Origin of the sequence: Streptomyces sp. MH60 (assembly GCF_002939385.1) — a bacterium.
In the GTDB taxonomy this organism is placed as follows: Bacteria; Actinomycetota; Actinomycetes; order Streptomycetales; family Streptomycetaceae; genus Streptomyces.
In genome coordinates this window covers 25,020-51,684 of the sequence record NZ_MULI01000045.1, presented here as the reverse complement: position 1 = coordinate 51,684, position 26,665 = coordinate 25,020, and the positions used below count along the sequence as shown (strand labels likewise).

At 73.1% G+C, this 26,665-nt stretch carries 28 protein-coding genes; 20 read left to right on the top strand and 8 right to left on the bottom strand.

Features of this window, described 5'->3' with window-relative positions; genetic code table 11:
- The first annotated feature begins 95 nt into the window (after window positions 1–95).
- A complete protein-coding gene (locus BZZ08_RS24715) occupies window positions 96–569 on the top strand; it encodes a C40 family peptidase (RefSeq protein WP_104634461.1) in 474 nt (157 codons plus the stop codon).
- On the opposite strand, the gene BZZ08_RS24710 is transcribed toward BZZ08_RS24715, so the two are convergent.
- Complete coding sequence (locus BZZ08_RS24710; RefSeq protein ID WP_104634460.1) at window positions 540–1,052, bottom strand: ATP-binding protein; 513 nt, start codon at window positions 1,050–1,052, stop codon at window positions 540–542. The two genes, BZZ08_RS24715 and BZZ08_RS24710, sit on opposite strands and share 30 nt — an antisense overlap.
- Before the next feature lie 216 nt (window positions 1,053–1,268).
- Between BZZ08_RS24710 and BZZ08_RS24705 the strand changes: the two genes are divergently transcribed.
- Window positions 1,269–2,129, top strand: coding sequence for a helix-turn-helix domain-containing protein (locus BZZ08_RS24705; protein WP_104634459.1), 861 nt, complete (start codon window positions 1,269–1,271; stop codon window positions 2,127–2,129).
- Window positions 2,130–2,150: 21 nt separating this feature from the next.
- Window positions 2,151–2,381: a DUF397 domain-containing protein gene (locus BZZ08_RS24700; protein WP_104634470.1), complete on the top strand. Its 231-nt coding sequence runs from the start codon at window positions 2,151–2,153 to the stop codon at window positions 2,379–2,381.
- 42 nt (window positions 2,382–2,423) lie between these two features.
- On the opposite strand, the gene BZZ08_RS24695 is transcribed toward BZZ08_RS24700, so the two are convergent.
- A complete protein-coding gene (locus BZZ08_RS24695; RefSeq protein ID WP_104634458.1) occupies window positions 2,424–3,551 on the bottom strand; it encodes an 8-amino-7-oxononanoate synthase in 1,128 nt (375 codons plus the stop codon).
- A gap of 150 nt (window positions 3,552–3,701) precedes the next feature.
- On the opposite strand from BZZ08_RS24695, the gene bioB reads away from it, so the two are divergent.
- From bioB to mug, 11 genes are all read left to right on the top strand, one after another.
- A complete protein-coding gene (bioB, locus tag BZZ08_RS24690; RefSeq protein WP_104634457.1) occupies window positions 3,702–4,904 on the top strand; it encodes a biotin synthase BioB in 1,203 nt (400 codons plus the stop codon).
- Window positions 4,897–6,183 carry an adenosylmethionine--8-amino-7-oxononanoate transaminase gene (locus tag BZZ08_RS24685; protein WP_104634456.1) on the top strand — a complete coding sequence of 429 codons (1,287 nt, stop codon included), beginning with the start codon at window positions 4,897–4,899 and terminating at the stop codon, window positions 6,181–6,183. The genes bioB and BZZ08_RS24685 overlap by 8 nt, the downstream gene beginning before the upstream one ends.
- A 1-nt stretch (window position 6,184) precedes the next feature.
- On the top strand, window positions 6,185–6,901 hold the full coding sequence (bioD, locus tag BZZ08_RS24680; protein ID WP_104634455.1) for a dethiobiotin synthase: 717 nt from the start codon (window positions 6,185–6,187) through the stop codon (window positions 6,899–6,901).
- 332 nt (window positions 6,902–7,233) lie between these two features.
- Complete coding sequence (locus BZZ08_RS24675; protein WP_104634454.1) at window positions 7,234–7,911, top strand: class I SAM-dependent methyltransferase; 678 nt, start codon at window positions 7,234–7,236, stop codon at window positions 7,909–7,911.
- A gap of 150 nt (window positions 7,912–8,061) precedes the next feature.
- Complete coding sequence (locus tag BZZ08_RS24670) at window positions 8,062–8,952, top strand: LLM class F420-dependent oxidoreductase (protein WP_104634453.1); 891 nt, start codon at window positions 8,062–8,064, stop codon at window positions 8,950–8,952.
- Between the two features lie 75 nt (window positions 8,953–9,027).
- Window positions 9,028–9,453, top strand: coding sequence for a GNAT family N-acetyltransferase (locus BZZ08_RS24665; protein WP_104634452.1), 426 nt, complete (start codon window positions 9,028–9,030; stop codon window positions 9,451–9,453).
- Between the two features lie 82 nt (window positions 9,454–9,535).
- On the top strand, window positions 9,536–10,906 hold the full coding sequence (locus BZZ08_RS24660) for a hemolysin family protein (protein WP_104634451.1): 1,371 nt from the start codon (window positions 9,536–9,538) through the stop codon (window positions 10,904–10,906).
- Window positions 10,903–11,916 (top strand): hemolysin family protein, encoded by a 1,014-nt coding sequence (locus BZZ08_RS24655; RefSeq protein WP_104634450.1) that lies wholly within the window; start codon window positions 10,903–10,905, stop codon window positions 11,914–11,916. The genes BZZ08_RS24660 and BZZ08_RS24655 overlap by 4 nt, the downstream gene beginning before the upstream one ends.
- A gap of 85 nt (window positions 11,917–12,001) precedes the next feature.
- A complete protein-coding gene (locus BZZ08_RS24650) occupies window positions 12,002–12,784 on the top strand; it encodes an SGNH/GDSL hydrolase family protein (protein ID WP_104634449.1) in 783 nt (260 codons plus the stop codon).
- A gap of 85 nt (window positions 12,785–12,869) precedes the next feature.
- Window positions 12,870–14,312, top strand: coding sequence for an adenylosuccinate lyase (purB, locus tag BZZ08_RS24645; protein ID WP_104634448.1), 1,443 nt, complete (start codon window positions 12,870–12,872; stop codon window positions 14,310–14,312).
- Window positions 14,313–14,356: 44 nt separating this feature from the next.
- Window positions 14,357–14,860, top strand: coding sequence for a G/U mismatch-specific DNA glycosylase (gene mug / locus BZZ08_RS24640; protein WP_104634447.1), 504 nt, complete (start codon window positions 14,357–14,359; stop codon window positions 14,858–14,860).
- Window positions 14,861–14,869: 9 nt separating this feature from the next.
- Here the strand turns inward: mug and BZZ08_RS24635 are convergent, their stop codons facing one another.
- The 3 genes from BZZ08_RS24635 to BZZ08_RS24625 all read right to left on the bottom strand — a co-directional run bounded on the left by BZZ08_RS24635 (window position 14,870) and on the right by BZZ08_RS24625 (window position 17,025).
- Window positions 14,870–15,310: a hypothetical protein gene (locus BZZ08_RS24635; protein WP_104634446.1), complete on the bottom strand. Its 441-nt coding sequence runs from the start codon at window positions 15,308–15,310 to the stop codon at window positions 14,870–14,872.
- Window positions 15,311–15,376: 66 nt separating this feature from the next.
- Entirely contained in the window at window positions 15,377–16,102 is a 726-nt protein-coding gene (locus tag BZZ08_RS24630) for an ABC transporter permease (RefSeq protein ID WP_104634445.1), read from the bottom strand.
- Window positions 16,099–17,025 carry an ABC transporter ATP-binding protein gene (locus BZZ08_RS24625; RefSeq protein WP_104634444.1) on the bottom strand — a complete coding sequence of 309 codons (927 nt, stop codon included), beginning with the start codon at window positions 17,023–17,025 and terminating at the stop codon, window positions 16,099–16,101. The genes BZZ08_RS24630 and BZZ08_RS24625 overlap by 4 nt, the downstream gene beginning before the upstream one ends.
- A gap of 108 nt (window positions 17,026–17,133) precedes the next feature.
- Between BZZ08_RS24625 and BZZ08_RS24620 the strand changes: the two genes are divergently transcribed.
- The 3 genes from BZZ08_RS24620 to BZZ08_RS24610 all read left to right on the top strand — a co-directional run bounded on the left by BZZ08_RS24620 (window position 17,134) and on the right by BZZ08_RS24610 (window position 20,223).
- Window positions 17,134–18,291: a sensor histidine kinase gene (locus tag BZZ08_RS24620; protein ID WP_104634443.1), complete on the top strand. Its 1,158-nt coding sequence runs from the start codon at window positions 17,134–17,136 to the stop codon at window positions 18,289–18,291.
- A gap of 14 nt (window positions 18,292–18,305) precedes the next feature.
- Window positions 18,306–18,968, top strand: coding sequence for a response regulator transcription factor (locus BZZ08_RS24615; protein WP_104634442.1), 663 nt, complete (start codon window positions 18,306–18,308; stop codon window positions 18,966–18,968).
- A 100-nt stretch (window positions 18,969–19,068) separates the two neighbouring features.
- Window positions 19,069–20,223 carry an ROK family transcriptional regulator gene (locus tag BZZ08_RS24610; protein ID WP_104634441.1) on the top strand — a complete coding sequence of 385 codons (1,155 nt, stop codon included), beginning with the start codon at window positions 19,069–19,071 and terminating at the stop codon, window positions 20,221–20,223.
- Between the two features lie 9 nt (window positions 20,224–20,232).
- Here the strand turns inward: BZZ08_RS24610 and BZZ08_RS24605 are convergent, their stop codons facing one another.
- Together BZZ08_RS24605 and BZZ08_RS24600 are read right to left on the bottom strand one after the other, a co-directional pair.
- Window positions 20,233–20,994 carry a GntR family transcriptional regulator gene (locus tag BZZ08_RS24605; RefSeq protein ID WP_104634440.1) on the bottom strand — a complete coding sequence of 254 codons (762 nt, stop codon included), beginning with the start codon at window positions 20,992–20,994 and terminating at the stop codon, window positions 20,233–20,235.
- A 182-nt stretch (window positions 20,995–21,176) separates the two neighbouring features.
- Window positions 21,177–22,064: an RNA polymerase sigma-70 factor gene (locus tag BZZ08_RS24600; protein WP_104634439.1), complete on the bottom strand. Its 888-nt coding sequence runs from the start codon at window positions 22,062–22,064 to the stop codon at window positions 21,177–21,179.
- A gap of 153 nt (window positions 22,065–22,217) precedes the next feature.
- Here BZZ08_RS24600 and BZZ08_RS24595 point away from each other — a divergent pair, with 153 nt between their 5' ends.
- Window positions 22,218–23,096: an alpha/beta fold hydrolase gene (locus BZZ08_RS24595; RefSeq protein ID WP_198601677.1), complete on the top strand. Its 879-nt coding sequence runs from the start codon at window positions 22,218–22,220 to the stop codon at window positions 23,094–23,096.
- Here BZZ08_RS24595 and BZZ08_RS24590 read toward each other — a convergent pair.
- Window positions 23,048–23,917, bottom strand: a complete 870-nt coding sequence (locus BZZ08_RS24590) for an alpha/beta fold hydrolase (RefSeq protein WP_104634437.1) — start codon at window positions 23,915–23,917, stop codon at window positions 23,048–23,050. The two genes, BZZ08_RS24595 and BZZ08_RS24590, sit on opposite strands and share 49 nt — an antisense overlap.
- A gap of 252 nt (window positions 23,918–24,169) precedes the next feature.
- Between BZZ08_RS24590 and BZZ08_RS24585 the strand changes: the two genes are divergently transcribed.
- Window positions 24,170–24,829: a hypothetical protein gene (locus BZZ08_RS24585; protein WP_104634436.1), complete on the top strand. Its 660-nt coding sequence runs from the start codon at window positions 24,170–24,172 to the stop codon at window positions 24,827–24,829.
- 49 nt (window positions 24,830–24,878) lie between these two features.
- Entirely contained in the window at window positions 24,879–26,636 is a 1,758-nt protein-coding gene (locus tag BZZ08_RS24580; protein WP_104634435.1) for an NAD(P)/FAD-dependent oxidoreductase, read from the top strand.
- The last annotated feature ends 29 nt before the right edge of the window (window positions 26,637–26,665 follow it).

The following is a 26,665-nucleotide window of genomic DNA, read 5'->3' as shown; positions in this document are numbered from 1 at the left end:
GTCCTTGGGGTGAAGCCGCACTCGTGCGGCCGGGCAACTTCGCCAGCCCGAATCCGACAGGTCATCCTTCACAGGCGGCTGACGAAGGGTTGCGCATGTCCGCGCTCAATCGTGTCCCGTCGCTGATGGCTCGTGCCGGTACGGCCTCGGCCCTCACTCTCGCCGCCGTGGGCGGCTCCGTCGTGGTCCCCGGCGCCGCCTCCGAGGCGGCGGCGGCGAGCCACGCGACGAAGGCCCTCAACATCGCCGCTTCCAAGAAGGGTTCCCCGTACCGCTGGGGCGCCACCGGTCCCCACCGGTTCGACTGCTCCGGCCTGACGCTGTACTCGTTCAAGAAGGCCGGCAAGAAGCTGCCACGCACCGCGGCGCAGCAGTACAACAAGACCCGCCACATCTCCGCCAGGAGTCGCAGAGTGGGTGACCTCGTGTTCTTCCACTCCGGTCGGAGCGTCTACCACGTGGGCATCTACGCCGGGAAGGGCAGACTCTGGCACGCTCCGAAGACCGGGGACGTGGTGCGGCTGCAGAAGATCTGGACCTCAAGCGTCTGGTACGGCCGGGTCAAGTAGCCCGCCCGCGGGAGTGACGGCGTTCTGCCCCGCCGTCACTCCCGCGGGTGCCGCCGACTCGCTCGGGGGTGTCCAGGGCAGTTCGATGGAGACGGTCTTGCCGCCTTCGCGGGTGGGCCGGACCCGCAGCCTGCCGCCGCACTCGGCGGCCAGCCAGCGGATGATCACCATGCCCCGCCCGTTGTCCTGCTGGACGGCGGCGGGCAGCCGCTTGGGGAAGCGCGGGTGGCTGTCGGTGACGCCGAGACGCAGCCGCTCGTCGCGGTCGAGGGCGAGGTCCACCGTGAAGGTGGGCGACTGCCCGAACGTGTGCTGGACCGCGTTGGTCGCCAGTTCGGAGACGATGAGCCGCACGGTCTCGGACAGGTCCGCGTCGCCCGGCAGCCCCCATTCCGCCAGGGTGCCGACCACATAGGTCCGCGCGGCGGCCACCGAGGCGGGATCGCTCGGCAGAGTGACGGATGCTTCCAGATGGTCTGCCATGGCGACGTCGTCCCTTTCTCACGGGACCGCAGGCCCGACACGGAGCGGATGGTTCGAGTACGGTCCCGGACTGGTGCTTCGTCGCCAGACTGCCATCACCAGACCCGCGAAGGGCGGCGATCCACCAAGATATGCATATATCTGTCGCTCGAAGCGGTGAACTCTGCGACGGCAGAGCGTATTTGGGCGGCTCATAGGGAGTAAGGGAGTTGTCCCATGCAGCACGGTCCCGTGGTGCGCCGCCGGAAGCTGGGCGCGGAACTGCGCGCCCTGCGCATGTCGGCGGGCATCACCAGCGGCGAGGCGGCCCGGCTCGCGGGCTGGCACCAGTCGAAGGTCAGCCGGATCGAGACCGGGACGAGCGGGGTGAAACCGGCCGACGTGCGGTTACTGCTGGACGTCTACGGCGTGGACGACGAGCAGCTGCGGGGGCTGCTGGTGATGCTGGCACGCTCCGAGGACGCGGGGGGACGCAACCACTGGTGGCACGCGTACCGCGGGGTGCTGCCACCGACCTACCGCGACTTCATCAGCCTGGAGTCGCAGGCCAGCGCGATGCGCACCCTGGAGACCACGGTGGTGCCCGGCCTGCTCCAGACCCCGGAGTACGCCCGCGCGGTGACCCGGGCCGCGGTGGACGGCATGCCGGCGGAACGGCTGGAAACGCTGGTGGAGGTCCGGCTGGCCCGCCAGGACGTGCTGCGCGGCGAGCCGCCCCTGGAGCTGAGCGCGGTCCTGGACGAGGCGGTGCTGCGCCGGGAGGTGGGCGGGCCCGGGGTGATGGCCCGTCAACTGGACAGACTGGTCGAGGCCGCCCGGCTCCCCCATGTTCACCTCCAGGTTCTGCCGTTCGCCGCCGGGGCGCACATCGGTGTGACCGGCCCTTTCGTAATCTTCTCTTTTTCGAGCACTTCTGATCTGGACGTGGTTGTTCTCGACCACTTGACGAGTAGCCTGCACCTCGAACGGAAAGAAGACCTAGAGGCCTATACCGAGGCCTTCAACGCCCTTCTGATCCATGCCCTTTCGCCCGAGGACTCGTTGGACTTCATCGCCGCGACCGCGGCAGGCGCGTAAGGAGGCACCATGTCAGGCTTCATGTCCGAACGTCCCCGGAACATCCCTGTCAGCACCGATATGACCGGTGTGCGGTGGCTGCGCAGCAGCTACAGCACCGGAGCGAACAACTGTGTGGAGACGGCCCGTCCGTCGGCCGGCCGCTGGGCCGGGCTGCTGGCCGTGCGCGACTCCAAGAACCCGGCCGGACCCGCCCTGCTCTTCTCCCCCGGGAGCTGGACGGCGTTCACCGCCGGCGTCCACCGGGACTGACCCCGGCGTACTCCCGACGGCGCACGGCCGTGTCCCGCCGACTCATGGCCGCGTGTCGCCGATCACCCGTACAGCGCGTTCGATCTGTTCCCCGGAGAGGTCCCCGCGGGCGGTCAGCCTGAGCCGTGAGATGCCGTCGGGCACCGAAGGAGGGCGGAAGCAGCCCACGGCCAGGCCGGCCGCCCGGCAGTCGGCCGCCCACCGTACGGCGCCCTCCGGGGAGGGCGCGCGCACCGAGACGACCGCGGCGTCCGGACGTACGGCGTCCAGATCCGCGGCGGTCAGGCGCGCGTGCAGTTCGGCGGCGACGGCGCGGGCCCGCGCGGCCCGCTCCGGCTCGCGGCCGAGCAGCCTGAGCGCCGCCAGGGCCGCCCCCGCCGCGGCGGGGGCGAGTCCGGTGTCGAAGATGAACGTACGGGCCGCGTTGACCAGGTGGTCGATCACCCGGACGGGACCCAGCACGGCGCCGCCCTGCGCACCGAGCGACTTGGACAGCGTGACGGTCACGACGACGTCGTCCCGTCCCGCGAGGCCCGCGCCCTGCGGGGCACCCCGGCCGCCGTCGCCGAGGACGCCGAGACCGTGGGCGTCGTCGACGACCAGTCCGGCCCCGTGCGCCCGGCACGCGTCGGCGAGTGCGGCCAGCGGCGCGGCGTCGCCGTCGACCGAGAAGACCGTGTCGGAGACGGCCACGGCGGGGCCGTCGTGCGTCGCCAGTGCCTTGCGCACGGCGTCCGGGTCGGCGTGCCCCACGACCTGGGTGGTGCCGCGGGCGAGCCGGCACCCGTCGATCAGCGAGGCGTGGTTGCCCGCGTCGGAGACGACGAGGCTGCCGTGCGGTGCCAGCGCGGTGACCGCGGCGAGGTTGGCCGCGTAGCCGGAGGAGAAGACGAGCGCGGCCTCGAACCCGCAGAACTCGGCCAGTTCGCGTTCGAGTTCGGTGTGCAGCGCGGTCGTCCCGGTCACCAGCCGCGAGCCGGTCGCGCCGCCGCCCCAGGTCCGCGCGGCCGCCGCCGCCCCCTCGACGACCTCCGGGTGCCGGGCCAGTCCCAGGTAGTCGTTGCTCGCCAGGTCCAGCAGCGGCGACACCGCCGGACGGGGTCGCAGCACCCGGACGAGTCCGGCCTCGCGGCGCGCCCGGTCCTGCTCGTCGATCCAGCCGAACGCCATGGGGCGGCCCTCCGGTGTTTTGTAGGCAATGAACAGACATTAGCGGTCCGGCCACCCCCGCGAGGTGTGGCGATACCCACACGTCGATCTGTCAGTGTTGTGCGAAGTCTCCTTGGCCGCGGACGGCCCCTTAGGACAGGATCGGCTCTCATGGATCTGCTGAACACGCTGGTGGACAAGGGGCTTCGGCGCGAGCCGCCGACCCGCGGGGAGGCGCTCGCCGTCCTTGCCACTTCCGACGACGACGTGCTCGACGTGGTGGCCGCGGCCGGAAAGGTGCGCCGCCACTGGTTCGGCCGACGGGTGAAACTCAACTACCTCGTCAACCTCAAGTCGGGCCTGTGTCCCGAGGACTGCTCCTACTGCTCGCAGCGGCTGGGCTCCAAGGCGGAGATCCTCAAGTACACCTGGCTCAAGCCCGACCAGGCCTCCGCGGCCGCCGCGGCGGGCGTGTCCGGGGGCGCCAAGCGGGTGTGCCTGGTGGCCAGCGGACGTGGTCCGACCGACCGGGACGTGGACCGGGTCTCGGACACCATCAGGGCCATCAAGGAGCAGAACGAGTCGGTCGAGGTGTGCGCCTGCCTGGGGCTGCTCTCGGACGGCCAGGCGGAGCGGCTGCGGGAGGCCGGTGCCGACGCCTACAACCACAACCTCAACACCTCCGAGTCGACGTACGGCGACATCACGACCACGCACACGTACGCCGACCGGGTGGACACGGTGCACAAGGCGCACGCCGCCGGGCTGTCCGCCTGCTCGGGTCTCATCGCGGGCATGGGCGAGAGCGACGAGGACCTGGTCGACGTGGTCTTCGCACTGCGGGAGCTGGACCCGGACTCGGTGCCGGTCAACTTCCTGATCCCGATGGAGGGCACGCCGCTCGCCAAGGAGTGGCACCTCACCCCGCAGCGGTGCCTGCGCATCCTGGCGATGACGCGGTTCGTCTGCCCGGACGTCGAGGTGCGCATCGCCGGCGGACGCGAGGTGCACCTGCGCACGATGCAGCCGCTTGCCCTGCACCTGGCCAACTCGATCTTCCTCGGCGACTACCTCACCAGCGAGGGCCAGGCGGGCCACGCCGACCTGGAGATGATCGCGGACGCCGGCTTCGAGGTGGAGGGCGCCGGGGAGGTCACCCTGCCGGAGCACCGCGCGGCCGCCCGGGGCGGCGGCTGCGGCGCGCACGAGGACGGCAGCGGGGCCGGGGGCTGCGGCTCGCACGCCGGTGGCGGGGTGTGCGCCCCCGCTCCCGCCGCCGCGCCGGCGTCGCCGCGCCTCGCCGAGGAGCCCCGTACGGACCTGGTGGCGGTACGCCGTCGGGGCGCCGGGACGGATCTCGCGCCCAATGCCTGAGCCCGCGTTGAACGTCGCCGAGCTGCTGGCGCTGGACCGGCGGCACGTATGGCACCCGTACGGGCCCATGCCCGGCCGGCAGGACCCGCTCGTCGTGGAGTCGGCGAGCGGGGTCCGGCTGCGGCCTGCCAACGGCTCCGGGGAACTGGTCGACGGGATGTCGTCCTGGTGGTCGGCGATCCACGGCTACAACCACCCGGTGCTGAACGAGGCCGCGCGTGAGCAGTTGGAGCGGATGAGCCACGTGATGTTCGGCGGGCTCACCCACGAGCCCGCCGTGCGGCTGGCGAAGCTCCTTGTCGACATGTCGCCCGAGGGCCTGGAGCACGTGTTCCTCGCCGACTCCGGCTCGGTGTCGGTCGAGGTCGCCGTGAAGATGTGCCTGCAGTACTGGCGTTCCCTCGGCCGCCCCGGCAAGCGCCGCCTGCTCACCTGGCGCGGTGGCTACCACGGCGACACCTGGCAGCCCATGTCGGTGTGCGACCCGGAGGGCGGCATGCACGAGCTGTGGTCCGGCGTCCTGCCGCGCCAGGTCTTCGCGGACGCGCCGCCGACGGAGTACGAGGAGACGTACGCCGACCACCTGCGGTCGCTGGTCGAGCGGCACGCCGACGAGCTGGCCGCCGTGATCGTGGAGCCGGTGGTGCAGGGCGCGGGCGGGATGCGCTTCCACTCCCCCGCGTATCTGCGCGTGCTGCGCGAGGCGTGCGACGCGCACGGCGTGCTGCTGGTGTTCGACGAGATCGCCACCGGGTTCGGGCGCACGGGGGCGTTGTTCGCGGCGGAGCACGCGGCGGTGACGCCGGACGTGATGTGTGTGGGCAAGGCGCTGACCGGCGGTTATCTGACCATGGCGGCCACCCTGTGCACCTCGCGGGTGGCCGACGGCATCTCGCGGGGCGAGGTGCCGGTACTGGCCCACGGGCCGACGTTCATGGGCAATCCGCTGGCGGCGGCCGTGGCGTGCGCGTCGATCGGGCTGCTGCTCGGCCAGGACTGGCGCGCGGAGGTCAAGCGGATCGAGGCGGGCCTCACCGAGGGGCTCGCGCCCGCCGCCGGGCTGCCGGGGGTGCGCGACGTACGGGTGCTCGGCGCGATCGGGGTGGTCCAGCTCGACCATGCCGTCGACATGCGGGCGGCGACGGAGGCCGCCGTGCGCGAGGGCGTGTGGCTGCGCCCGTTCCGCGACCTGATCTACACCATGCCGCCGTACGTCACGGGCGACGCGGACGTGGCACGCATCGCCCGCGCGGTGTGCGCGGCGGCACGGGAGGGGTGACATGCCGGTACTGGTGATCACGGGCACGGGCACGGAGGTCGGCAAGACGGTCGTGACCGCCGCCGTCGCCGCGACGGCGGCGGCGGGCGGCCGGTCGGTGGCCGTGCTGAAGGCGGCGCAGACGGGCGTGGCTCCGGACGAGGCCGGGGACGCGGAGGAGGTGGCGCGGCTCGCGGGTGAGGTGACGGTCGCCGAAGTGGCGCGGTTCCCCGAGCCGTTGGCGCCGGGCACGGCCGCGCGCCGGGCCGGGCGTGCCCCGGTGCGCCCCGGGGAGGTCGCCGAGGCGGCGGCCAAACTGGCCACCGAGCACGACCTGGTGCTGGTCGAGGGCGCGGGCGGACTGCTCGTACGCTTCGACGCGGAGGGCGGGACGCTGGCGGACGTCGCCGGTCTCCTGAGCGCACCGGTGCTGGTGGTGACGTCGGCGGGGCTGGGCACGCTGAACACCACGGAGCTGACGGCGCGCGAGCTGCGGTCCCGGGGACTGGAGCTGCCGGGACTGGTGATCGGCAGCTGGCCCGGAACCCCGGACCTCGCCGCCCGCTGCAACCTCGCGGACCTCCCGGACGTGTCCGGCGCCCCCCTCCTCGGCGCCGTGCCCGCCGGGGCGGGGGCCCTCACCCCGGCCGCCTTCCGCTCGACGGCGCCCCACTGGCTGGCGCCCCCGCTGGACGGCATCTGGGACGCGGCCGCGTTCGGCGCCCGAGAGGCACCCTGACCGGGGCGCGCTTCGACTCCCGCACGGGCCCCGGACCGCGGTGGCTCCGCGTGGGTCCCGAGCACGGGGACGCGACGGCGTGCGGCCTCGCGCACCGGCCGTGACCGGCGACGGGCGAAACGGCAGTCGCGGGCCCTCCGCCGCTCCCTCGCCGCCCTTCCGAGAGCCGGCGCCGGGGGCGCGGACGCGTTCGCCCGTGACCGTGGCCGTGTCGGACCCCCGCCCCCCCGGGCCCGACGGGCGACGCGCCGAGAGAATCGGTCGTGCGGTGGGTGCGGGGCGGCGGGGCGGGGGACAATCGCGCTAAGGCGCCGCCTCGTGAGGGAGGTCCCATGCCGCAGCGATCCGCCCGTGCCCGCGGGGTGCCGCGGGACGCCGTGCACCATCCGCTGTTCGCCCGCTGCTACGCCCGGGTCAGTGTGGGCGCCGAGACCCGGATGGGCATGGCCCGGGTACGCGAACGGCTGCTCGCCGGGCTGTCCGGGCGGGTGATCGAGGTCGGCGCGGGCAACGGGCTGAACTTCTCGCACTACCCGGGCGCCGTCTCCGAGGTCGTCGCCATCGAACCGGAGCGCGTACTGCGGCAGTTGGCGGTGGAGGCGGCGCTGCGTGCCCAGGTCCCGGTGGACGTGGCGCCGGGCGCGGCGGAGGCCCTGCCGGTCAAGAGCGAGGCCTTCGACGCGGCCGTGGTCTCGCTGGTGCTGTGCAGCGTCCGGGACGTGCCACGGGCGCTCGCGGAGCTGCGTCGGGTCCTGCGCCCCGGCGGGCAGGTGCGGTTCTTCGAGCACGGCCGGGGCGGCGGGCGGGCGATGACCTTCACCCAGCGCGCGCTGGACCGGACGCTGTGGCCTCCCCTGTCCGGCGGCTGCCACCTCTCCCGCGAACCGGTGGCCGCGCTGCGGGAGGCGGGGTTCACGCTCGGGCCGTACCGGCGGGTGATGCTGCCGGAGAACGGGCCGGCCCTGCCGAGTTCGTACTGCGTCCTGGGTACGGCCTGGCGACCGTCCTGAACCGCGGCGCGGTCGGCGGGCGCCGGCCGCGACGTGTGCTCCCCAGCCGGTGACCTGCCGGCAGCGCCAGGACCGGGCGGTCTCTTCCTGTCCCGGTCGGGGAGTGATTGACTCACCGTGACCGGAAGCCCCCGTGAGCGAGGAGAGTTCATGTCGCGTCCCTTCCGCTTCGGCGTCAGCCTGATGAGCGCCGCACCGGCCGACGAGTGGGACGCCAAGTGCCGGCGGGCCGAGGAACTCGGCTACGACGTGATCCTGGTACCGGACCACCTCGGCATGCCGGCGCCGTTCCCGGCCCTGGTCGCCGCGGCCCGGGCCACCGAACGGCCCCGGCTGGGCACCTTCGTGCTCAACGCGGGCTTCTGGAACCCCGCGCTGCTGGCCCGGGAGGTGGCGACCACCGACGCCCTGACCGGCGGGCGCCTGGAACTCGGCCTCGGCACCGGCTACGTACGCGCGGAGCACGACACCGCGGGGCTGGCCTTCGGCTCACCGGGCGAGCGGGTGGAGCACCTGCGGCGCACCGTGGAGGAGCTGGAGCGGCTGCTGGGCGACGAGGAGCACCTGCCCCGGCCCGTGCAGCGGCCCGGGGTTCCGCTGCTGATCGGCGCGAACGGCGACCGGATGCTGGAGCTGACCGCCCGGCACGCCGACATCGCCGCGTTCACCGGCGGGCGCACCGCGCAGGGAAGCACCACCGGACGGCTGGCGCCGATCACCGCCGAGGAACTCGACGAGCGCGTCGCCCGGTACCGGAAGCTGGCGGCCGGCCGCACGGACCCGGCGGAGCTGAACCTGCTCATCCAGATGGTCGCCGTCACGGAGGACCGTGAGTCCGCCGTCCGGCCCTACCTGGAGCGCATAGCGCACCTCACCCCGGACCAGGTGCTGGAGCTGCCCATCCTCCTGGCCGGGACCCTGGAGCAGATCACCGCGCAGGTGCGGGCGCAGCGCGAGCGGTACGGCTTCACCTATCTGACGGTGCTGGAGCCGTTCATGGAGGCCTTCGCGCCGGTGCTGCGGGCCCTGCGCGAGGACTGAACCCCGCGCGCGCCAGGCCGGTCCGCATGCCGGAACCACCGCACGGGGGCCCGGCCCGCGTGGTGGGATCGCGGCATGACTGATCTGCGCATACGGCCCGCCGGGCCCGAGGACCCGGACGCCGTGCTGGCCTTCTGGAAGACGGCCGCCGAGGGGACGAGCATCAGCGACGACCGGGAGGGCGTGGAGCGCCTGGTGGCGCGCGACCCGGAGGCGCTGCTCCTGGCCGAGCGCGACGGGGCTCTGGTGGGCACGGTGATCGCGGGTTTCGACGGCTGGCGCTGTCATCTGTACCGGCTGGCGGTGCACCCGGACCACCGGCGCCGGGGCATCGGCTCGGCCCTGCTCGCCGCGGCCGACGAACGGTTCGTGCGGCTCGGCGGGCGCCGCGGGGACGCGATGGTGCTGGTGCGCAACGAGCGGGCCCAGCATGCCTGGCGGGCCGCCGGGTACGAGCCGCAGGAGCAGTGGCGGCGCTGGGTGAAGCACCTCACCGGCTGAGCGGCCGCGGAGCGAAAGGTTGAAGGCTTGAACATCGGGCGAACCTCCGGGTCCTGGCCGATCATGGTTCCGAGGTGACCCGATGACCGAAGTGCTCCTGCTGCTGGTGGCGATCCTGCTCTCGCTCGCGTGCGGCGCCTTCGTCGCGGCCGAGTTCTCGCTGACCACCGTCGAACGGGGCGAGCTGGAGCGGGCCGCGGCGCGTGGTGAGCGGGGCGCGGCGAGCGCCCTCAAGGGCGTACGGAGCCTGACTTTCCAGCTCTCCGGCGCGCAGCTCGGCATCACGGTCACCAACCTGGTGGTCGGCATGCTCGCCGAACCGTCGGTCGCGGCGCTGCTCGCGGGGCCGCTGGAGGACCTGGGAGCGTCGCGTTCGGCGGCGTCCTCGCTGGCTCTGGTGCTGGGCACGGCCCTGTCGACGGTGTTCCTGATGATCGTCGGCGAGCTGGTGCCGAAGAACTGGGCGATCTCCTCGCCGCTGGCCGTGGCCAAGCGGGTGGGCGGCCCGCAACGCTGGTTCAGCGCCGTCTTCGGGCCCTTCATCTCGCACCTGAACAACACCGCCAACCGCGTCGTGCGCCGCTTCGGTGTGGAGCCCGCCGAGGAGCTGGCGTCCGCGCGCGGGCCGCAGGAGCTGGCGGCGCTCGCCCGGCACTCCGCCAAGGAGGGCGCGCTGGAGCCCGACACCGCCGAGCTGTTCGTGCGCACCCTGAACCTGGCCGACCTGACGGCGCAGCAGGTGATGACCCCGCGCGTCCAGGTCGTGGCCCTCGACGCCCGGGCGACGTGCGAGGACGTGGCGAACGCGACGCGGGCGACCGGGCTGTCCCGGTTCCCGGTCTACCAGGACAGCCTCGACGCCGTGGTCGGGACGGCGCACGTCAAGGACGTCCTCGCGGTGCCCGCCGAGCGGCGGCCCGGGATGCCGGTCGCCGAACTGATGCGCGAGCCGCTGCTCGTCCCCGAGTCACTGACCGTGGACCGGCTCCTGGACCGGCTCTCCGGGCGGCGCACGATGGCCGTGGTGATCGACGAGTACGGGGGTACGGCGGGCGTGGCCACGCTGGAGGACATCGTCGAGGAGGTCGTCGGCCAGGTGCGGGACGAGCACGACCCGCACGAGACGCCCGACCTCGACCCGGCCGGCACGGACGAGGAGGGACACGCCCTGTACTGGGCCGACGGTTCGGCGCGCGTGGACCGGCTCCAGCGGCTGGGGCTGCGGGTGCCCGAGGGGCCGTACGAGACGGTCGCGGGGCTGGTCGCGGCCGGTCTCGGGCACATCCCCGCCGTCGGCGACAGCCTCGATGTCGCCGGCTGGCGGCTGGACGTCGTCGACGCCACGGGGCGCAGGGCCGCCCGGGTGCTGATGCACGCTCCGCTGAACGACGCGGGCGACGGGGCCGACGGGCCCGGCCTCGGCCCCGACGACGAAGGGGAGGCCGGCCGGTGACCGCCGTACAGCTGCTGATCGGTCTGGCGACCCTGGTCGTCAACGCGTTCTTCGTGGGCGCCGAGTTCGCGCTGATCTCCGTGCGCCGCAGCCAGGTGGAGCCGTACGCCGAAGAGGGCGACGCCCGGGCGAAGCGCGTGCTGTGGGGCCTTGAGCACGTGTCGGCGCTGCTGGCGGCGGCGCAGCTCGGCATCACACTGTGCACGCTGGTCCTCGGTGTGGTGGCGGAACCGGCGATCGCCCATCTGCTGGAGCCGGTGTTCCACGCGGTGGGTGTGCCGTCGGGCGCCGGGCACGCGGTGTCCTTCGTGATCGCCCTGGCACTGGCGACGTATCTGCACATGCTGCTCGGCGAGATGGTGCCGAAGAACATCGCGCTGGCCGAGCCGGTGCGCAGCGCGCTGATCCTCGGGCCGCCGCTGGTGGCGCTGTCCCGGGCCCTGCGTCCGGTGATCTTCACGGTCAACGCCTTCGCCAACGGGCTGCTCAAGCTGCTCAGGGTCGAGGCCAAGAACGAGGTGGCGGCGACGTTCACGGACGCGGAGCTGGCGGAGATCGTCAAGGACGCCGGTGAGGCCGGGCTGATCGACGACCGGGCCAGGGAGCGGCTGTACGACGCCCTGGAGCTGGGCCGCCGGCCGGTGCGGGACGTGGTGCTGCCGCTGGAGCGCGTCGTCCACGCGCGCGTGGGCATCACCCCGGAGCAGTTGGAGCGGCTGTCGGCGCAGTCGGGGTTCTCCCGCTTCCCCGTGGTGGACGACGGGCGGCGGATCGTCGGGTACCTGCATGTGAAGGACGCCCTGGACGCCTCGCCGCGGGACCTGCCGTTCCGCCTGCGGGACATGCGCCCCATCGCCCGGGTGCGCGAGCGGACCCCGCTGGACGACGTGCTCACCGCCATGCGCCGCAGCCGTACGCACCTGGCGGCGGTGCTCGGGTCCGACGGACGGCTGGCCGGGCTGGTGACCATGGAGGACGTACTGCGGGAGCTGTTCGGGCAACGGGCCTGAGCCCGCCGCGCCGCGCGCCCGCGGGCCGGCGCCGTGGAGGGCGACCGACCGACGGGTATGTGCAGGAGATACCATTTCCGTCGCCATGCAGACGAATCCCACGTACACCAGTCTCGTCGCCGTCGGCGACTCCTTCACCGAGGGCATGTCGGACCTGCTGCCCGACGGCTCCTACCGGGGCTGGGCCGACCTGCTCGCCGCGCGGATGGCGGCCCGCTCCCCCGGCTTCCGGTACGCCAACCTCGCGGTGCGCGGAAAGCTGATCGGGCAGATAGTCGACGAGCAGGTGGACGTGGCGGCGGCCATGGGAGCCGATGTCATCACGCTGGTCGGCGGGCTCAACGACACCCTGCGCCCCAAGTGCGACATGGCGCGGGTGCGGGATCTGCTGACGCAGGCCGTGGAACGGCTCGCCCCGCACTGCGAGCAGCTGGTGCTGATGCGCAGCCCCGGCCGCCAGGGCCCGGTGCTGGATCGTTTCCGGCCGCGCATGGAGGCGCTCTTCGCGATCATCGACGACCTGTCCGAGCGCCACGGCGCCGTGGTCGTGGACCTGTACGGCGCCCAGTCGCTGGCCGACCCCCGGCTGTGGGACGTGGACCGGCTGCACCTGACCGCCGAGGGGCACCGCCGGGTCGCCGAGGCCGTGTGGCAGTCCCTCGGCCACGAGCCGGAGGACCCCGACTGGCACGCGCCCGTCCCGCCGACGCCGCCGCCCGGCTGGGTCGTGCGCCGCACCACCGACCTGCGGTTCGCCCGGCAGCACCTGCTGCCCTGGATCGGCCGCAGGCTGACCGGCCGGTCCTCCGGCGACGGTCGGCCCCCGAAGCGTCCCGAGCTGCTGCCCTGTGAGGACCTGACGCCATGAGCGTCCGGGTCGGGCGCCTCTCGTAGCTTCCGACGACAAACCCCGCGGCGCCGGCCTGCAGGATTCGCCAGTAGAATCCGTACACGTGACTTCCGCTCCCGCCAAGCCCCGCATCCCGAACGTCCTCGCCGGACGCTACGCCTCCGCCGAGCTCGCCACCCTCTGGTCGCCCGAGCAGAAGGTGAGGCTCGAACGGCAGCTCTGGCTCGCCGTGCTGCGGGCCCAGAAGGACCTGGGCATCGAGGTGCCCGACGCCGCGATCGCCGACTACGAGCGCGTCCTCGACCAGGTCGACCTGGCCTCCATCGCCGAGCGCGAGAAGGTCACCCGGCACGACGTGAAGGCGCGGATCGAGGAGTTCAACGACCTCGCCGGGCACGAGCACGTGCACAAGGGCATGACCTCCCGGGACCTCACGGAGAACGTCGAGCAGCTGCAGATCCGGCTCTCGCTGGAGCTGGTCCGGGACCGCTCGGTGGCCGTCCTGGCCCGCCTCGGCAAGCTGGCCGGCGAGTACGCCGAGCTGGTCATGGCCGGTCGCTCGCACAACGTGGCCGCGCAGGCCACGACGCTGGGCAAGCGGTTCGCCACCGCCGCCGACGAGCTGCTGGTCGCCCACGGCCGGGTGGAGGAGCTGCTCGGCCGCTATCCGCTGCGCGGCATCAAGGGACCGGTCGGCACCGCCCAGGACATGCTGGACCTGCTCGGCGGCGACGCGGGCAAGCTCGCCGAGCTGGAGCAGCGGATCGCCGGGCACCTCGGCTTCTCGCAGGCCTTCACGTCGGTCGGCCAGGTCTACCCGCGCTCCCTGGACTACGAGGTCGTCACCGCACTGGTGCAGCTGGCCGCGGCGCCGTCCTCGCTGGCCAAGACCATCCGGCTGATGGCCGGGCACGAGCTGGTCACCGAGGGCTTCAAGCCGGGCCAGGTCGGCTCGTCCGCGATGCCGCACAAGATGAACACCCGCTCCTGCGAGCGCGTCAACGGCCTGATGGTGATCCTGCGCGGCTACGCCTCGATGACCGGTGAGCTGGCGGGCGACCAGTGGAACGAGGGCGACGTGTCCTGCTCGGTGGTGCGCCGTGTGGCCCTCCCCGACGCGTTCTTCGCCCTCGACGGGCTGCTGGAGACCTTCCTGACCGTGCTCGACGAGTTCGGTGCCTTCCCGGCCGTCGTCGCCCGGGAGCTGGACCGCTACCTGCCGTTCCTGGCCACCACCAAGGTGCTGATGGGCGCGGTGCGGGCCGGTGTCGGCCGCGAGGTCGCGCACGAGGCCATCAAGGAGAACGCGGTGGCCTCCGCGCTGGCCATGCGCGAGCAGGGCGCCGAGCGCAACGAGCTGCTGGACAAGCTGGCCGCCGACGACCGCATCCCGCTGGACCGCGCCTCGCTGGACGCGCTGATGGCCGACAAGCTCTCCTTCACCGGCGCGGCGGCCGACCAGGTCGGTGTCGTCGTCGGCCGGATCGAGGAGATCGTCAAGCGGCACCCCGAGGCCGCGGGCTACACCCCCGGGGCGATCCTCTGACCCGCTTCACCCGGGCCGAGCTGGAAGCCGCCCGCGACCGTCTCGTGCCGGACGTCGTCGCGGACGGCCTCCGTGTGCTGTTCTGCGGCATCAACCCCGGCCTGATGACGGCGGCGACGGGACACCACTTCGCCCGTCCCGGCAACCGTTTCTGGCCCGTCCTGCATCTGTCCGGGTTCACACCGCGGCTGCTGAAGCCGTCGGAACAGGACCAGTTGCCCTCCTACGGGCTCGGCATCACGAACGTCGTGGCGCGGGCCAGCGCACGGGCGGACGAGCTGACCGCCGAGGAGTACCGGGAGGGCGGTCGGCTGCTGACCGCGAAGGTGGCGCGGCTGCGTCCCCGCTGGCTGGCCGTGGTCGGTGTCACCGCGTACCGGACCGCGTTCGACGAGCGGCAGGCGCAAGTGGGGCCGCAGGAGCGGACGTTCGGCGACACCCGGGTGTGGGTGCTGCCGAACCCGAGCGGGCTGAACGCGCACTGGACGGCGCGGACGATGGCGGAGGAGTTCGCCCGGCTGCGGGTCGCGGCGGAGCCGCGGGTGTAGGCGGGGCGGTCACGGTGGCGCCTCCTGCGTGACCACCACCAGCAGCAGCACCTCGTCCGTCTCGTCGCGGTCGGCGACGGCCACCGCGACCCAGCGGCCGGTGCCCTCGGCCTCCCAGAGGTGGGCCACCCGCGCGCGGGCGCTGAGGCCGGCCCACGGCTCGGGTATCTCCTCCCGCTCGGTCCGCAGCAGGACCGTCTGCAGGTTGTAGGGGTCCGTCTCGCCCCAGCGCGGGGCGAGACGCTCGTAGAGAGCGTCCCTGACCTTCTCGTACTGCTCGACCGTCGCCGCCCGCTCCCCCGGGTCCCGGCCGCCCAGGCCGTGGCTGCGCTCCAGCACCGCCGTGAAGTACCCGGGAGCCGCGGTGCCCTCGTCCGACGGGCAGTGCTCCGCCGGGAAGGGCCGGAAGCACAGCTCGTCGACGAGGGCGAGGTGCCGCGCGATGTTCATGTGTCCAGTAAACCCGCCGCCACTGACAATTGGCGGGGCGTCAGCCGGCCCTCCGCCCGTCCGGTGTCAGGCGTCCCGGCGGCGCAGCCGCCAGAATCCGGCGAGGAGCGCGGCCGCCGCCCACAGTGCAGTCACCGCGAGCCCCGTCCAGGGCCCCGGGACCCCCTCGTGCGTCTGGTGAAGGACGGTCTGCCCGGCCTTGTCCGGCAGGAAGTCGGCGACGGTGCCCGCCGCGTCCCCGATCACGAAGGAGACGATCAGGATGAACGGGACCAAGGTGGACAGGGTGGCCACGCCACTGCGGAACAGGACGGTGAGTCCGGCCGCGAACAGGGCCATGAGCATGAGGTAGATCCCGCAGCCCACGACGCCCCGGACCTGCTCGCCGACGGTGAGCGCGTCCGCCGCCGTGCCGAGACCCGCGCGCGCGGCGAGCAGGGCGGCCAGTGCCGTGACCAGGCTCACCCCGAGGGCCGGTACGGCGACGACCGCCAGCTTCGCCGCGAACCACCGCCCGCGCTGCGGAACCGCGGCCAGGGTGAGCCGGATCCCGTTGCCCTGGTACTCGCTGGAGACGACGACGGCTCCGAAGGCGACGGCCGCGATCTGGCCCGGCATGACTCCTGACAGGGCCGTGAACAGCGGGTCGAAGTCCGGGTCGGAGGTGTCGGACACCCCCGCCAGCGCGGAGAACGCGGTGGTGGCAGCGAACAGTGCCGCCAGCGTGCCGCACAGCGAGCGCAGGGTGAGCACCTTGAGCGCCTCCGCGCGGAGGACGGGCGCGAGATTCATGGTCGGGTCTCCTGGGGCTGTGCGGCGAACTCGGTCTCGGTGGCGGTCAGGTCGAGGTAGGCCTGTTCCAGCGTGCCTTCGTCCGCGGCCAGTTCGAGGAGGGGCACGCCCGCGCCGGACACGATCCGGCCGATGTCCTCCACGCGCGCGTGGTCCACGGTCCAGTGGCCGTCGTCGTGTTCCACGGCGTCATGGCCGTGCCGGGCGAGAGCGGCCTTCAGCCCGGTCGCGTCCGGCGTCCGGACGCGCACCCGGGGCCGCACGCGCGCGTCGATGAACTCCCGCATCGGCGTGTCGGCGAGCAGGCGGCCCCGGCCGAGGACGACCAGGTGGTCGGCGAAGGACGCGGTCTCGTTCATCAGGTGACTGGAGACCAGGACCGTGCGTCCCTCGGCCGCCATCCGGCGCAGCAGTCCGCGGACCCAGATGATGCCCTCGGGGTCCAGCCCGTTGGACGGCTCGTCCAGCATCACCACTTCTGGGTCGCCCAGCAGCGCGGCGGCGATGCCCAGCCGTTGGCGCATGCCGAGGGAGTACGTCCTCACCCGGCGGCGGGCCACGGCGGCGATGCCCGTCTCCTCCATCACCTCGTCGACCCGCCGCGCGGGGACGCGGTTGCTCGCCGCCAGGACGCGCAGGTGGTTCCGGGCGGTGCGCGAGCCGTGGGCGGCGTCCGCGTCGAGCAGGGCGCCGACGTGCCGCAGCGGCTCGTGCAGGGTGGTGTAGGCGCGTCCGCCGACGGTCGCGGTCCCGGAGGTGGGCCGGTCCAGACCCAGGACGAGCCGCATGGTGGTGGACTTGCCGGCGCCGTTGGGGCCGAGGAAGCCGGTGACGCGGCCGGGGCGCACGGTGAAGGTGAGGTCGTCGACGGCTCGTCGGGTGCCGTACTCCTTGGTGAGGTTCCGGACGTCGATGCTGGTCATGGCAGCAGCGTGCCGGTCGGTGCGGGGGCGGTGCCTCCCCCGCCGGTGGAGACCTTCTCCCCCGTGCGGGGGAGGTCCGGTGTCGGTGGCGGCTGACACGATGCCGGAATGACCCGCCTTCTGCGTCCGCTGTGCCGGGGGACGACGTACACCCGACTGCTGCACCTGTGGGTGCCCATGCTGGTGGTCAGCGTGTGGGCGCTCATCGACGACACGACGCTGTGGGTGCCCGCGGTGGTGCTGGTCCCGCTCGGGTTCGTTCCGGCGGTGCGGACCGGCGAGGGCGTGCAGGCCCGTCTGCTGCTCACGCCCGGCCACGAGGACGCCGCCTTCTCGGTGGCCCCCTCGGCGAACCGGCGGGACCGGCTGCGCACGGTGGTGTGGCTGGAGCTGCGCATGCTGCTGGGCGCCCTGACCACGGGCGTCTGCGTCTGGCTGCCTGTTCTCGCCGTCGAGCTGGTCCGGCTCGCGGTGGGCGAACGGGTGGACGACATACCGCTCCTGCGGGACGCGGCGCCGCACTGGGCGTACGCGCTCCTCGCGCCGCTCCCCCTCCTCGCCCTGTACGGCGCCGTGGTGGGCCTCGGCGCCCTGGCCACGGCCGGGGCCCGTGCGCTGCTCGGGCCTTCCGCCACCGAACGGCTCCATGCCCTCGAAGAACGCACCGAGCGACTCCTGGAGCGCACCCGCATCGCCCGCGAGCTGCACGACTCCATCGGCCACGCGCTGACCGTCGCCGTCGTCCAGGCGGGGGCCGCCCGCGCGGCGAACAGCCCGGAGTTCACCGACCGGGCCCTGACGGCGATCGAGGAGACGGGCAGGGCCGCGCTGGAGGATCTGGAGCGGGTGCTCGGCGTGCTGCGGGAGTCGGAGCGGCCGGCGAGCTCCAGGCCGACGCTCACCGACGCCGACCGGCTCCTGGAGTCCGCGCGGGCCTCCGGGGCCACGGTCGACGCCGAGTTCGCCGGTCCGCTGGAGACCCTGCCGGGCCCGGTCTCCCGAGAGGGCTACCGCATCCTTCAGGAGGCGCTGACCAACGTGCTGCGGCACGCCGGCGAGGTGCCGGCCCGGGTCCACGTCCGGGTCGCCGAGGGCGCCCTCACCCTCGCGGTGCGCAATCCGCTGCCGGACGACGGGGCCGCCCCGGGCCGCGGGAGCGGGCTGCGCGGCATCCGGGAACGGGCCGCGCTGCTGGGCGGCCGGGCGCACACGGGACCGGACGGCGCCGGGGACTGGCAGGTGCGCGTGGAGCTGCCGTTGGGCTGATCTACGCTGGGCGGATGCCGGTCAGAGTGCTGCTCGTCGACGACGAACCGCTGGTGCGCGCCGGGCTGCGGGCGGTGCTGGAGGCGCAGCCGGACATCGAGGTGGTCGGTGAGGCGGCCGACGGGGCGGCGGTCATCCCGCTGGTGCGGCAGACGCGGCCGGACGTGGTCGCCATGGACGTCCGGATGCCGTTGCTGGACGGCATCGAGGCGACGCGCGCGCTGCTGCGGACGGTGGCGGAACCGCCGAAGATCCTCGTGGTGACGACCTTCGAGAACGACGAGTACGTGTACGAGGCGCTGCGGGCGGGCGCCGACGGGTTCCTGCTCAAACGCGCCCGCCCGGCCGAGATCGTGCACGCGGTACGGCTGATCGCCGAGGGTGAGTCCCTGCTGTTCCCCGCCGCGGTGCGGCAGCTGGCCGCCGAGTACGGCGCCGGCGGCGGGAACCGCGCGGCCCGCGCCGAGTTGGAGCGCGCGCGGCTGACCGAGCGGGAGGGGGAGGTGCTGCGGCTGATGGCGCGGGGGTTGTCGAACGCGGAGATCGCCGCCCGGCTGGTGGTCGGCACGGAGACGGTGAAGTCGCACGTGAGCGCCGTACTGGCGAAGCTGGGGGCGCGGGACCGCACCCAGGCGGTGATCATGGCGTACGAGTCGGGGTTCGTGGCACCCGGGTGAGGACGCCCCGCGGGGCCGGGAATCGGAGACCGGCGCTCGCCGGGGTCCGGCGGGCCGAGTACCATCCGGCCCACACGCGCACGAGCTGGGAGGACGGACCTTGGCAGGCCTGACCGGCGGGGACCCGTCGCTGTTGCGGAGGATCAATTCCGCCGTGGTGCTGCACGCGTTGCGTGCGACGGACTCCGCGACGCTGACCGAGATCACCCGGGTGACGGGGCTGTCCCGGCCGACCGTCGAGGGCGTGGTCGAGGGGCTGATCGAGGCCGGTCTGGTCGTCGAGGCGGCCGCCGACGAGGGCACGGCCCGGCGGCAGGGGCGGCCCGCGCGGCGGTTCCGGTTCCGGGCGGAGGCGGGACACCTGCTGGGCCTGGAGATCGGTCCGCACCGCGTCGCCGCGCTCCTGTCCGACCTGGACGGCCGGGTGATCGGCGCCCAGGCCAAGGACGTGGACGAGAACGCGCCGGCCGACGAGCGGCTGGAGCGGCTGCGCACGGCCGTCGCCGAGCTGCTGCGCCGGGCCGGTGTGGCGCGCGGCTCGCTGCGGGCGGTCGGCGCGGCCACGCCCGGCATCGTCGAGGCGGACGGCACGGTCCGCCTGGGCACGGCGCTGCCCGGGTGGACGGGTCTCGGCCTGGGTGAGCGGCTGAGCCGGTCCTTCAAGTGCCCGGTGCTGGTGGAGAACGACGCGAACGCGGCGGCGGTGGCCGAGCACTGGAAGGGGACCGCCACCGAGTGCGACGACATCGTGTTCGTGCTGGCCGGGCTCAGTCCCGGGGCGGGGGCGCTGATCGGCGGCCGGCTGCACCGGGGGTACGGCGGGGCGGCCGGGGAGATCGGCGCGCTGCATCTGCTGGGCCGGGACGTGACGCCGGAGACGCTGCTGTCCACCACGGACCAGCCGCTGCATCCGCTGGACGAGCAGGCGGTCGCCGAGGTCTTCGCCGAGGCCCGTGAGGGCGACGAGCGGGCCCGCGCGGCGGTCGAGCGGTTCATCCAGCGGCTGGTGCACGACGTGGCGGCACTGGCGCTGGCGCTCGATCCCGAGATGGTCGTCATCGGCGGCTGGGCGGCCGGGCTCGACGGCGTACTGGAGCCGTTGCGCCGGGAGCTGGCCCGCTACTGCCTGCGTCCGCCGCGCGTGGCCTTGTCGCTGCTCGGCGAGGCCGCCGTGGCGACGGGTGCGCTGCGGCTCGCCCTCGACCACGTGGAGGAGCAGCTGTTCGCGGTCGAGGGCGCCACGGCCCGCCGCTGACCGGGTCGGTCAGGAGGCCTGGGTCTGGGGGCCGTGGTGGATCTCCACGTCGCCGGAGTCGCCGAAGGTCAGCCGGCAGGTGTCGGCGCGGTAGGTGGCGACGGAGAGGGCGGCGGTGCGGTCCTCGGTGAGGTAGCGGGTGGTGACCACGAGGACGGGCGCGCCCGGGAGGCGGTCCAGTTCCTTCGCGTCGTCCGCGCCGGCCGAGCCCAGCTCGACGGCGCGCTCCTGCCGCTCCAGGTTCCCGCGCTGCAGTTCGCGCAGCACGGCACGCGCGCGTGCCGGGCCGGAGGGCGCGTCGATGGCGGTGAGGTCGGGCACCGAGGACGGCGGGATGTACAGCAGTTCCGCGGCGACGGGCTGTCCGTGGCTCACGCGGGATCGGCGGACGGTGTGGACGGGTTCGTCGCGGTCCGTCCCCAGCGCCTCGGCGACGGCCGCCGGAGGTGCCGCGAGGTGGCAGTCGGCCGGGTGCCAGGCGTCGTCGGCCGTTCCGGGCCAGGCGTGCTCCCGGGTGCCGACGGCCACGCCGACGCGGGGCGGGGCCACGGTCGTACCGACGCCGCGGCGGCGCTGGAGCCTGCCCTCCAGTTCGAGCTGCTCCAGGGCCTGGCGGAGGGTCGCGCGGGCGACGCCGAAGCGGGCGGCGAGGTCCCGTTCGTTGGGCAGCACCTCACCCACCTCGAACTCCGAGTCCAGGGCCTCGCTGAGCACGGTCCTGAGGTGCCAGTACTTCGGCTCCGGCACCCGTTCCAACTGCGTGGTCCCCACCCTGTCCTCCGCAATCGCCGTGGTCCGGCGGCGTTTTGACGCCCTTGTTTATTAAAGGTTGTTGCAGTTCTCTGCGACCATAAAACGCCCCACCCCCTTGGTCAAGACCAATCCCGCGGACAGCACGGCCCCGGTACCCGTCACGGGGCGGGTACCGGGGCCGCGAGCCGCTCGGGGACGGGCTAGGGGGCGTCAGCCAGGGAGACCAGTTTGTCCGGGTTCCGCATGATGTACACGGCCTGGATGCGGCCGTCCGCGACGTCCACCTGGACGACGGAGTCGGGCTTCCCGCCGGAGCGGACCAGCAGGGCGGGGCCGCCGTTGAGTTCCAGGAAGTGGAAGGTGGCGTCGGGGATGCCCTGCTGCGCGACGGCGAGCAGGAAGCGGCCCACCTTGTCGGAGCTCTCCAGCACGCGCAGTGGCGCCTTGGACCGGCCGCCGCTGTCGCCCACCAGCCGGACGTCGGGCGCGAGCGTCGCCAGCAGACCGGCCAGGTCCCCGTCGACCGCGGCGGCGAGGAAGCGCTCGGTGAGATCCCGGCGCTGCGCCGGGTCGACGTCGTAGCGGGGCCGCCGCTCGTCCACGTGCTTGCGGGCGCGTCCCGCGAGCTGGCGCACCGCGGCCTCGCCGCGCTCCAGCATGGCGGCGATCTCCGCGTACGGACAGCCGAACGCCTCTCTGAGGACGAACACCGCCCGCTCCAGCGGCGACAGCGACTCCAGGACGACGAGGACCGCGAGGGACACCGAGTCGGCGAGGACGGCCCGCTCCGCGGTGTCCGGCTCGGCGTCCCCGAAGTCGGTGACGTAGGGCTCGGGCAGCCACGGGCCGACGTACGTCTCGCCGCGCGACTTGACCTGGCGCAGCCGGTCGATGGCGAGGCGGGTGGTGACACGCACCAGGTAGCCCCTCGGCTCGCGCACGGCGGAGCGGTCGGCGCCGGACCAGCGCAGCCAAGCCTCCTGGACCACGTCCTCCGCGTCGGCCAGGCGGCCCAGCATGCGGTAGGCGACGCCCAGGAGGACGGGCCGGTGTGCTTCGAAGACGTCGGTCGCGGTGTCGGTGGTCACCCCTCCATCCCAGCGGACGCGTCCGGCGGTGTCCAGACGGAATCGGTCGTGGCAGACACGGGGCTACCCGTCGGTAGCTATTGCTGACAAACTGTCTACGCGACGTCATTCGTGCACCCGTTCCCGGAACACCTGTTCCCGACAAGGAGCCCCATGTCCGCGACGCTCTCGTTCACGGCCCCCACCGCCCACGGTCCGCGGGACCTCACCCTCGCCTACGCGCGCGTGGGCGACGGCGAGCCGCTGGTGCTGCTGCACGGCATCGGTCACCACCGGCAGGCCTGGGACCCGGTGGTCGACATCCTCGCCACCGAACGCGACGTGATAGCCGTGGACCTGCCGGGCTTCGGGGAGTCGCCCGCACTGCCGCCCGGGCTGCCGCACGACCTGCCCACGACGAGCGCGGTGCTCGGCGCCTTCTGCGCGGCACTGGGCCTCGATCGCCCCCACGTGGCGGGCAACTCGCTGGGCGGTCTGCTGGCCCTGGAGCTGGGCCGGGAGAACCTGGTGCGGTCGGTGACGGCCCTGTCCCCGGCCGGCTTCTGGACGCGGGCCGAGCGGCGCTACGCCTTCGGTGTCCTGACGGGCATGCGCCGTACGGCGCGGAGCCTGCCGCTTCCGCTCGTCGAGCGGCTGTCCCGCACGGCCGTCGGACGCACCGCGCTGACCAGCACGATCTACGCCCGTCCCGGCCGGCGCTCCCCCGATGCCGTGGTCGCCGAGACGCTGGCGCTCGCGCACGCCGAGGGGTTCGCCGAGACCCTGCGGGCCGGCCGGAGCGTGCTGTTCACCGACGACGTGTCCGGCATCCCCGTCACCGTGGCGTGGGGCAGCCGGGACCGGCTGCTCGTGCCCCGGCAGGGCGTACGCGCCAAGCGCACCATCCCGCGCGCCCGGCTGGTACGGCTGCCCGGCTGCGGCCACGTCCCCATGAACGACGACCCGGCGCTGGTGGCCCGGGTCGTCCTGGACGGCAGCCGCGCTCAGGAGGCGAGCGCCGCGAGGACCTCCTTCAGCACGGTCGCGTTGTAGGGCATGCTCACGTGCGGGGTGTGGTCGTCCGGGTCGATGTCCTGCAGGACGATGTTGTTGACGTAGCGCCCCTCCGTCGGCTCCAGGGCGCATGAGGTGTACGGGGTGACCACGTCGTCGTACCGGGTGGCGATGACGGTGTGGCGGACGCCCTCCGTCGTCTCGCCCAGGTGGGCCAGCTCCCGCTGGAAGGGGTGGTCGTGCTGCAGTTGCGGCCAGACCGGCACGACCTCCTCGACGGCGCCCTGTTCGAGCAGCTCCACCGCGCCGGGGATCTGGCGGGCGAGGTTCATCAGCCCCTGGGCCGTGACCCCGTGGTTGCTGGGTGAGATGCCGACGAAGTTGTGCACCTTGGGCCCGCCGCCCAGCGCGTTGAGGTAGTAGCGCGGCAGCATGCCGCCCTGGGAGAAGCCGACGAGGTCGACCTGCTGGGCGCCGGTGCGGCGCAGCACCTCGTCGACGAAGTCGGCGAGCTGGCGGGCCGAGTGCTTGACGTCGCCGAGGCCGAAGATCACGGGGTTGCCGTGCTGACCGTAGTCGAGCCGGAAGACCCGGTGGCCGTGCTGGCGCAGCAGGGGCGTCGCCGTGTTCCACGTGTAGCCGCGGTTGCCGAAGGTGCCGTGCACGAGCACCACCGGGCGCGGATGTTCCTCGCTCGGCGGCGCGTTCCAGTCGTCCTCGCCCGCCTGGACGTCGACGGTGGCGATGACCTGCGCCCCGCCGGCCTGCACGACCGCGCCCACGCGGTGCGCGGCCTCGGTGCTGTCCAGGACGACGTCGTCCGAGTTGACGCCGGGGAGGCGGGGGGTGAGGAAGCTCATGACGCTCTCTCTTTCGTCGCGAAGGGAGCTGTGGTGAATCGGACTTCTCAGTCTCGCGTCCATCAATTTCCGCAACGATCCCTCGCCTGAGGGAAAGAATTCACTCCATGGAGTAAATGGGGCTCATTTTTTCGAATCACTCGAAAAGAGGGTTCGGAAAGCGTTGTGAAACGGGGGTCGAGGCACTGCCCGAGCGTAAAGACAGATGAGACGGACACTGCCAATGGAGCAGCGGGGCAAGGGGGTTGGGTCATGGCCACAGGGCCCGATATTCCGGAGGTTCCCGATTCCGGTGCGGGCGGGGCGGGTTCGCCCGGCGTTCCACCGGAGGCGTTGCCCGAGACGTGGCAGCCCCTGCTCGGCCGGCCGGCCCTGGCGGAGCTGCTCGGGCATCCCCTCGTGGGAGCCGCGCTGACGGAGATGCGCCGGCTGCTGCCGCCGCACGTCGCCGTGCACTCCCTGCGGACGTTCCTGCTGGCCGACGCCTGCGCGCGCAGCCACGGGACGGCCTACGACCGGGTGGGGCTGCTGGCCGCCGCGGCGTTCCACGACGCCGGACTCGTGGAGCGCTCACCGCTCGGCCGAGGCGGATTCCCGTGTCGTTCCGCCCAGTTGCTCGACGCCTTCCTGGCCGGGCACGAGGTGGGGATGGGACGGCGCACGGCCCTCACGCGCGCGGTGCGCGAACACATGCGGCCGTTCCCCGCGCGGGACGCCGGACCCGAGGCACGGCTGCTGCACTTCGGTGCGTGGCTGGACGTCACCGGACGCGGTGAGCGCCTGGTCCCCGGTGACCGCAGGCGGCTGGCCGCCCTGGCGCCCACTCCCTGGTTCGCCGTGTCCTTCTTCGCCCGGGTGGCGGCCTGCGGGCTGCGCCGGGTGCTGCCGGGTTCTCCCGTCACCCCTCGGTGACCGGATGGACCGGCAACTCGTCCTTCCCGTTGCGAAAGGAACCGCAGACATGCAAGAAGACCAGCGTGTTTTCGATGTCGCCATCGTCGGAGGCGGCATCGGCGGGACGATGCTGGGGACCGTCCTCGCCCGCCACGGCGTGCGCGTGCTGCTGCTGGAGGGCAGCGGTCATCCCCGGTTCGCCATCGGAGAGTCCACCGTCCCCGAGACCACCTTCGGCCTGAGGGTCCTGGCCCGCCGCTACGACGTCCCGGAACTGGAGCACCTGGCGACCAACGCGGCACTGCGCCGCCATGTGTCGTCGAACTGCGGAGTCAAGCGGAACTTCAGTTTCATCTACCACCGGGAGGACGAGCCGACCCGGCCCGACGAGTGCACGCAGTACCCCACCTGGGGACCACCGCTCGGCCCCGACTCGCACTACTTCCGGCAGGACGTGGACGCGTACATGTTCCACGTCGCCGTGTCCTACGGCGTCACCGCGTACACCCACACCATGGTGGACGACGTGAAGTTCGAGGAGGACGGCGCCACGCTCGTCACCCGCGACCGCGGCAGCTTCCGGGCCTCGTACGTGGTCGACGCCGGCGGGATGCGGGCGATGCTGCCCGAGCGGCTCGGGCTGCGGCAGGAGCCGCCGTACCGCACCCGCTCGCGCACGATCTTCACGCACATGGTGGACGTGCGCCCCTTCGACGCCGTCTCGCCACCGCGCGAACAGCACGGCATGCCGAGCCCGTTCAGCCAGGGGACGCTCCACCACGTGTTCCAGGGCGGCTGGCTGTGGGTGATCCCGTTCGACAACCAGTCGACCAGCACGAGCGGGTTGTGCAGCGTCGGCATCAACCTCGACCTCGACCGGTACCCGCGCCCGGACGACGTCTCGGCCGAGGACGAGTTCTGGCAGCACGTGGGCCGGTTCCCCAGCGTGGCGCGGCAGTTCGAGCGGGCCCGGGCGGTCCGGCCGTACGTGTCGACCGACCGCACCCAGTTCGCCTCGCAGAAGGTGGTCGGCGACCGGTGGTGCCTGCTGCCGCACGCCAGTGACTTCATCGACCCGCTCTTCTCCAGCGGGCTCGCCGTCACCGTGATGGCGCTCAACGCCCTGAGCCACCGGCTCATCGACGCCGTGCGCCAGAACGACTTCGACACCGCCCGGTTCGCGTACCTGGACCACTGGACCAAGCGCATGTTCCGGTTCTACGACGACCTGGTGTCGTGCAGCTACATCGCGTTCGACGACTTCGACCTGTGGAACGCGTGGAACCGGGTGTGGACCCTCACCACCCTCTACGGCACGAACGCCCAGAACCAGGTGGCCGTGACGTACGAGAAGACCCACGACCCGGCCTGCTTCGACGTCCTGGAGATGCCGCCGTACCGAGGGCTCCAGGGGATGGACAATCCCTGGGTGGAGCGGATGTTCGACCAGTCGCGGGACGCCGTGCTCGCTTACCGGGAAGGGGAGTTGACGAAGGAGCAGACGATCGCGCGCATCTACGAGGTGCTGGGCGAGAGCGGCCTGGTCCCGTCCGTCTGGGGGACCCTGGACCCCGACAACCGCTGCCCGTCCGGGGTGTTCACCCTCTGGCCGCTGATGAAGATCCTGCTGTGGGGCAAGTACCGCTCGCCCCGGCATGTGCGGGGCTCCTACTTCACCGGCGGCGCGCGGCTGGTGGGCAAGGAGGCGGTCCAGGCGTACACCAGCGAACTGCGGGCCGGCAGCTCGCTGGTGCACCAGACCGTACGGGACATGTGGCTCAACTGGAACCGCGACTGGGCACGGCGGCCCGCTCCTCGGAAATGAGCGCGAAAAAACATTTCCGCCAGCTCGCG